Origin of the sequence: Mesorhizobium sp. M7A.F.Ca.CA.001.08.2.1, from assembly GCF_003998455.1 — a bacterium.
Lineage (GTDB): Bacteria > Pseudomonadota > Alphaproteobacteria > Rhizobiales > Rhizobiaceae > Mesorhizobium > Mesorhizobium ciceri.
Genome location: NZ_RZPW01000822.1, coordinates 1 through 2,621, shown reverse-complemented (window position 1 = coordinate 2,621; position 2,621 = coordinate 1). Strand labels below are relative to the sequence as shown.

General features: G+C 61.7%; 3 protein-coding genes. All 3 read right to left on the bottom strand.

What is annotated here, in order from left to right; genetic code table 11:
- Window positions 1-427: ABC transporter transmembrane domain-containing protein (locus tag EN914_RS31530; protein ID WP_206527288.1), on the bottom strand; the 427-nt coding region annotated here is incomplete at its 3' end.
- A gap of 380 nt (window positions 428-807) precedes the next feature.
- Complete coding sequence (locus tag EN914_RS31525) at window positions 808-1,218, bottom strand: GNAT family N-acetyltransferase (protein WP_024503556.1); 411 nt, start codon at window positions 1,216-1,218, stop codon at window positions 808-810.
- Between the two features lie 36 nt (window positions 1,219-1,254).
- Window positions 1,255-2,621: NAD+ synthase (locus tag EN914_RS31520; protein WP_127389509.1), on the bottom strand; the 1,367-nt coding region annotated here is incomplete at its 5' end.

The window sequence follows — 2,621 nt, the reverse complement described above, 5'->3', positions numbered from 1 at the left end:
CCCACATGCCGCGCGTCACCTTGCGCACGGTCGAGCCGGCAAAGCTATTGGCATGCCAGTCGGTGGAAAAGCGCTGAACGCGATGGAAAGCATCGGCGGCGATGTCGGCCATCATCTTCAAGGTCAGCTCGACGATCCCCATGAACGCCAGGTTGCGCAACACGACGCCGGCCAGCGCCAGCGCCATCAACATTGAGAACGCCGTCAGCGCGGCATTCCAGGCAATCGCGTCGGCGCCGGCGCTGCTGGCGACGGCGTCGACCAGCCGGCCGGAATAGAGCGGCGTCAGTACATCGGCCAGCGTCGACAGCAGGAAGCTGGCCATGATGAGCGAGAGCCGCCACGGCTGGCGCCGCCAATGGGTGAGCGTGAAGCCGAGAACGCTGCGAAAGGCGCTCGCGCGCAAATCGATCTTGAAACGAGCCATGATGTCATTCGGGCACAAACGAGCCCGATCCCAGTAGGTCGAAAATTGAAGAAGCCGCGCAAGGGGCCAATGAGTGCCCGGAAAGCGGAGTGGCATATTTGGCGTCTCGCCCATAATCGGGCGGCGACCGGCATCGGCAAAAGCCTGTGCTCGATTCGGCATCGGCACGAAGGGCAAACCTTCGCTGAGCGCCGGATGAGACCTAGGCTTCGCGGCCTCGCATTACCATGTGAAATACTGCCATTCGGACCTCCCGCAAGACAATTGCGGAGGGGTTCTTATAGAGACGCTCCGATGCACCGCCAAGACGGGCTGACGCCAAAAGCGTATCTGGTCCAACCACTGCGATTATTTTGCAACAATGGCGGGCAAGCCGCGCCTCATTTAGGAACGCGATCCAAGCGCATGTAGCGGCCATCGGTCGATGGCTTGAACCCGAGCTTTTCATACATGCCATGGGCATCGCTGGTCGACAGGCTCCAATGGAAAACGGTCCTGACCTCCGGATGGTCGATCAGGGCCTGGACGAGCCGGCTTCCTATGCCTTGCCCGCGATTCTCCGGCCAGATGATGAGATCGGCGAGATAGGCGAATACGGTGCGGTCGGTGATCGCCCGGCCGAAGCCGACTTGCCTGCCATCGACATAGGCGCCGACGCAAAGCGAATTGGCAAAGGCGCGGCGATGGACTTCGTCAGTGCGTCCGGCGCCCCAATAGCTTGCCATCAACAGGTCCGATGTCGCACGGAAATCGATCCGTGACATGTCGAAGCTGATCTCACAATCGGGCATGGTTGTCTCCGGCCGCGCCGCGTGCGCTTTCGGTACCTAGCTGCGATCCCTGAAACGATTGGTGATGGGGTAGCGGCGGTCGCGGCCAAAATTCTTTTTCGTGATCTTCACGCCCGGCGCCGCCTGCCGTCGCTTGTATTCTGCGATGTAGAGCAGGTGCTCGATGCGCGTCACCGTCGCCCGGTCATGGCCGCGCGCGACGATGTCGTCGACACCCATCTCATTCTCGACCAGGCATTCGAGGATATCGTCCAGCACCGGATAGGGCGGCAGCGAATCCTGGTCGGTCTGGTTCTCGCGCAATTCCGCCGACGGTGCCTTGTCGATGATGTTCTTCGGGATCACCTCGCCCGAGGGGCCCAGCGCACCCGGCGGCACGTGGCTGTTGCGCCAGCGCGACAGCGCGTAGACCTGCATCTTGTAAAGGTCCTTGATCGGATTGAAGCCGCCGTTCATGTCGCCATAGAGCGTGGCATAACCGACCGACATCTCGCTCTTGTTGCCGGTGGTGACGACCATCGAGCCGAACTTGTTGGAGATCGCCATCAGGATGGTGCCGCGTGCGCGGCTCTGCAAATTCTCCTCGGTGATACCTTCCTTGGTGCCTTCGAACATCTGCGTCAGCGCGTGCAGGAAGCCCTCCACGGGTTCGAAGATCGGCACGATGTCATAGCGGCAGCCGAGAGCGCGGGCGCAATCCTCGGCATCTTTGAGCGAATCCTTCGAGGTATAGCGGTAGGGCATCATCACCGCGCGCAGCCGTTCCTCGCCGAGCGCATCGACGGCCAGCGCCGCGCAGATCGCCGAATCGATGCCGCCGGACAGACCAAGCACGACGTTCTTGAAGCCGTTCTTGTTGACGTAGTCGCGCAGGCCCAGCATGCAGGCGCGATAGTCGGCCTCCTCCCGGTCCGGGATTTTCGACATCGGCCCTTCCGAGCAGACCCAGTGATCGCCTTGTCTCTTCCAGGTGGTGACGTCGACCGCTTCCTCGAACTGGCTCATCTGGAAGGCAAGTGTCTTGTCGGCGCCAATGGCAAACGAAGCGCCGTCGAAGATCAGCTCGTCCTGGCCGCCAAGCTGGTTGGCATAGATCATCGGCAGCCCACATTCGATGACCTGGCGGATGACGACCTGGTGGCGGACATCGATCTTGGCGCGATAATAGGGCGAGCCGTTCGGCACCAGCAGGATTTCCGCCCCGCTTTCGGCCAGCGTCTCGCAGATATCGACATCGCCCCAGATGTCCTCGCAGATCGGAATTCCGATGCGCACGCCGCGGAAATTGACCGGCCCCTGGATCTCGGGTCCGGCCTGGAAGACGCGCTTCTCGTCGAACTCGCCGTAGTTCGGCAGATCGAGCTTGTAGCGTTCGGCGACGATCTTGCCGCCGTCGGCGAAGA